The following is a 4494-nucleotide window of genomic DNA, read 5'->3' on the forward strand; positions in this document are numbered from 1 at the left end:
AGATTGTTTTACCAGGGTAAAAATGGTTTTTAAGGATTTAATTTGTGTGTTTATTATTAAATTTTTAATGTGGATTACAATCATATTATACGAGGGAGTGGTATCCATGTTTACAAAGTACAAAAAGTTAATTGCCGCTGCTTTGATAGTGGCATTTATAGCCGCCTCAGCCTTTTTCCCGCCACTTAAAAATGCAGAAGCTAAACTTTTAAACCTTCTAAGGCTTAACAAGATGCAGGTTATAGCAATAACACCAGAGGATATGACGCAAATTCAAAATCAGTTCTACAACGCAGGTATAAAAAATATAAACCTTAAAGATTACGGAGAGATTATAAAAGACGGTTCTCAGGAAGGGCGTCAAATTTCCCCTGATGAGCTTGACAAAATAGAATCTGAACTTGGATATAAAATAAAACTTCCAGCAGATGAAAATTTTGAAATAAAGCATGCATACATCTCAAAAATTGAAGGCTTAGAATTTATATTAAAAGTTGACAAAATAAATGAACTCATTAAAACATTTGGCGGTACACACTTTTTCCCAACAGAACTTGATAGAAAACCCATTATTATAAATTTTGGCAGGGCAATTGATATGGATTTACAGAGAAAAGGCAGTGAAAAAGATACAGTTGCACTTAACATAGTAAAAACTCCAGAAATAGTGGTGCCAGAAGGGGTAGATGTAGATAAAGTAATTGACGCTTTAGTAAACCTCCCATTTTTACCTGAAAATATAAAAAGGCAAATCGCTGGTGTGACTGACTGGAAAGAGACACTGCCCATACCGATAGGTACAAGTGACAACACTGAAATTAAAGAAATAACCATTCGAGGAAATAAAGGCATTCTCATTGTTGAAAAATCTGGGCCTTATTTTGTAGCTTTAGGATGGAGTGAAAATGGAGTAATGTACAACCTCACACTCTGGCCCAACCCAGCAGGAGACAAACAGGATTTCGTTGCAAAAGAAGAGGCAATAAATACATTAATTCAAATTGCAAATTCAATGAGGTGATGAAATGGTTTTAGAGACACAAAATCTCACAAAGCAGTTTAATGGAAAAGGTGGGTTTAAAGAAGTAACTCTTTTTGTTGAGAAAGGCAAGGTCTTTGGGTTTTTGGGGCCAAACGGTGCAGGAAAGACCACTTTTGTAAAGACCATGGTGGGGTTTTTGCACCCCACCTCTGGTTTTGCATGGATTTTAGGGAAACCCATAGGCACTGTAGAGTCCAGAGAAAAAGTGGGATTTTTACCTGAAAATTTTAGATATCACGACTGGATGACAGGAAAAGAGCTTTTGAGCTTCCATGCTGAGCTTTATAAAATAAAAAATCCAGGCAAAAAAATTGATGAACTTTTAGAATTGGTAAAATTGAAAGGTCATGAAAATAAACTTATAAAAAATTACAGCAAAGGAATGCAACAGAGAATTGGCATTGCAATAGCCCTTTTAAATGACCCCGAAATAGTGTTTTTAGATGAACCTACTTCAGCTTTAGACCCTGTTGGAAGAATTGAAGTAAGAGAAATCATAAAACAATTAAAATCGCAATGCAAAACTGTTTTTCTAAACAGCCACCTATTAAGTGAAGTAGAAATGGTATGCGATGAAGTGGCCATAATAAATCACGGTAGAGTAATAGCACAAGGAAAACTGGATGACTTATTAAAAGAACACACCCATGTAGAAATGGTTATAACAGATTATACTCCAGAGTTGATTGAAAAAATATCTCGTTTATCAAAAGAATTCCAGTTTAAAGAAAATAAACTCTCCTTTAAGGTAGAGGATAGAGAAAAAATACCAATTATAGCTAAAATGGTGATAGAAGCTGGTGCCAAGCTATATCAATTAAATACCCAAACTTCTTCACTGGAAGACTTATTCATAAACTTGATTGGAAAGGATGAGATTTCGTGATAACTATAATAAAATACACATTTAAAGAGATGCTAAAAAAACGGGCTTTTCTATTAGCTTCCCTTTTGTCCCTCCTCTACCTTTCCATATATGCTTTTGGCTTAAGTAGAATATTTGAGCGTCCCAGCGATTCTATATATGACATCATCTTTCAATCAGAAATTTTATCTGCTGGTCTATTTTTCGCAAACCTTATAGTAGCTTTTCTCGTGGTTTTGACGTCTGTAAATGCCATATCAGGAGAAATAGAAAGTGGCACTATATATTCTATTTTGTCTAAACCTATAAAAAGATATGAACTGGTATTAGGAAAATTTATAGGGCTTAGCATTATGATTGTTTTATACAGCTCTATAATGTTTTTATCTGTTGTAGGTTTGAATATATGGTTTGGCTCTAAAATAAGCTTCGGGTGGGATAACATTTTAAAAGGTCTCTTTTTCTTTGATTTAGGTCCAATTGTATTTTTAGCTCTTATAATCGCTTCAAGTTCAATCTTTTCTACTATAAACACAGGAATAATCGCCATTATGGCCTATGGAATTGCCCTTGTTGGAGGCGTACTTGAACAAATTGGCACAGCAATTCAGCAAAGTCAAGTCAGCGCCTTTGGCTTAAAAAGCGGAGAAAGCCTCATAAACGCGGGGATAATTACAAGTCTTATCCTACCTACAGATGTAATATACAGAAAAATGACAGCAGAGCTTTTAACACAAAGTAGCGGAATAAGTTTTATGATGACACAAGGACTCTTTGGGGGCATGTCTCAACCCAGTATTTACATGTTCATATACATCTTTTTCTACGTGGTATTTCTTCTCTACTATGGAGTAAAGCGTTTTTCTCAAAGAGACTTATAAAAGGCGGCTTCAGCCGCCTTTTAACTTTTTAAGCCCTTCTAAACAATAACCCAGACCAAACCATTCGCAATCCTTACATATATTCATCATCTTTTCTTCTGTCATATTTTCTTTGATTTTATTCACAATATCCCTATACCTTATTACCTCACCTACTTTTATACCCAAAATCTTCAAAACAGCCCTATCCTTTTCCCTTACACTTCCAGGATAACTCTCTATCTTGCATTCCCCATCTATATTATTTGGACAAAGGGCGCAGATGTTATCCACATTATCCACAACTTTTATCAACATATCCTGTTCATTATTCAATCTTTCAATAATTTCATTCATGTTTTTAACAAATTCCTCATCATAACCAAGACCTCTGAAGCCCAACATGCACAAAAAGTGGTGCCCTCTAATTTCCATTTTAATCTCTCCCCATAGCATGCTCTTCTTAACATTATAGCACATCTTTTAATAATACCTTTTCAAATTTTTTTGTACTTGCAAGGAGGAATTTGTACAAAAATATAGAATATATTATGTAGTAAAATTAGTGTACAAGTAAAGGAGATGTCTATTATGGATGGACTTATGACCGCCGTGGTAAAACAATACCCCAAAGAAGGAGCAGATATAGTAAAAAAGGAAATACCAAAGATAGGCCCTGATGAAGTTTTGATAAAAGTTAAAGCTACTTCTATTTGCGGCACAGACGTTCACATATACGTCTGGAATGAATGGGCAAAAAGTAGAATAAAACCTCCAAAAACGATGGGACACGAATTTGTAGGAGAGGTTGTAGAAATTGGAGAAAATGTCACATCAGTAAAAGTGGGAGACTTAGTAAGCGCAGAAACTCATATAGTATGCGGAAAGTGCAGAGCCTGCAGAACCGGCAACGCTCACATATGTGAAAATACTCTCATTTTAGGCGTTGACACAGATGGAGCCTTTGCAGAATACATCAAAGTCCCTGAAAGCAATGTGTGGATAAACGATAAACACATACCTCTAGAGATACTATCCATACAGGAACCTCTCGGAAACGCAGTCCACACTGTTTTTTCAGGAGATGTAGTTGGAAAATCTGTAGCTGTCATAGGATGCGGCCCAATAGGAATGATGGCAATACCACTTCTTAAAAGAACAGGTGCTGCAGCAATATTCGCGATTGAACCTGCTGACTACAGGAGAGAGTTGGCTCACAAGCTTGGTGCAACAAGGGTTATAAATCCTCTCCGCGAAGACGTTGTCAGCATAATAAAAAGCGAAACAGAAGGCTATGGAGCAGATGTAGTTTTGGACTTTTCAGGTAATCCAACCGCCATAAGGCAGGGTCTAGAGTACATTGCAAAAGGTGGCAGAATGTCTATTCTAGGCCTTCCTGACAATGAAGTCCCAATTGACATCACAAATAATGTGGTATTCAAAGGAATAACTATACAAGGCATAACTGGAAGAAGAATGTACGATACCTGGTACACCGTAAAGGGCTTACTAAAATCAGGTCTTGCAGAAGATTTAAAGCCAATAATCACCCACACATTCCCTCTTACCGAATACCAGAAGGGAATGGAACTCATGATAAAAGGGCAGTGCGGTAAAGTCGTATTATATCCGTAAAGACAAACGGTAAAATGTCAAGGGGGTAATTAAAAAATTTTTGAGGCATTTAAAGGGCAAAAAGACAAAAAAATACCCTTCTTCCAACATGC

Annotated in this window: 5 protein-coding genes; 4 read left to right on the plus strand and 1 reads right to left on the minus strand. The window is 36.2% G+C overall.

Going from position 1 to position 4494, the window contains the following annotated elements:
* The first annotated feature begins 106 nt into the window (after positions 1 to 106).
* The 3 genes from EV203_RS12960 to EV203_RS12970 are packed head-to-tail and all read left to right on the plus strand — an operon-like array spanning position 107 to position 2788.
* Positions 107 to 1021: a DUF2275 domain-containing protein gene (locus EV203_RS12960; RefSeq protein WP_243700715.1), complete on the plus strand. Its 915-nt coding sequence runs from the start codon at positions 107 to 109 to the stop codon at positions 1019 to 1021.
* A gap of 4 nt (positions 1022 to 1025) precedes the next feature.
* The gene (locus EV203_RS12965) at positions 1026 to 1928 is read left to right on the plus strand and encodes an ABC transporter ATP-binding protein (RefSeq protein WP_132040877.1); all 903 of its coding nucleotides are present in this window, start codon (positions 1026 to 1028) and stop codon (positions 1926 to 1928) included.
* On the plus strand, positions 1925 to 2788 hold the full coding sequence (locus EV203_RS12970) for an ABC transporter permease (protein WP_132040878.1): 864 nt from the start codon (positions 1925 to 1927) through the stop codon (positions 2786 to 2788). Before EV203_RS12965 ends, EV203_RS12970 begins: the two co-directional genes overlap by 4 nt.
* Before the next feature lie 9 nt (positions 2789 to 2797).
* On the opposite strand, the gene EV203_RS12975 is transcribed toward EV203_RS12970, so the two are convergent.
* Complete coding sequence (locus EV203_RS12975; RefSeq protein ID WP_132040879.1) at positions 2798 to 3202, minus strand: DUF1284 domain-containing protein; 405 nt, start codon at positions 3200 to 3202, stop codon at positions 2798 to 2800.
* 156 nt (positions 3203 to 3358) lie between these two features.
* Here EV203_RS12975 and tdh point away from each other — a divergent pair, with 156 nt between their 5' ends.
* Positions 3359 to 4402, plus strand: a complete 1044-nt coding sequence (tdh, locus tag EV203_RS12980; protein ID WP_207910905.1) for an L-threonine 3-dehydrogenase — start codon at positions 3359 to 3361, stop codon at positions 4400 to 4402.
* Positions 4403 to 4494: the final 92 nt, after the last annotated feature.

The sequence above is a fragment of the Caldanaerobacter subterraneus genome (assembly GCF_004345675.1).
GTDB classification, from domain to species: Bacteria; Bacillota; Thermoanaerobacteria; order Thermoanaerobacterales; family Thermoanaerobacteraceae; genus Thermoanaerobacter; species Thermoanaerobacter subterraneus.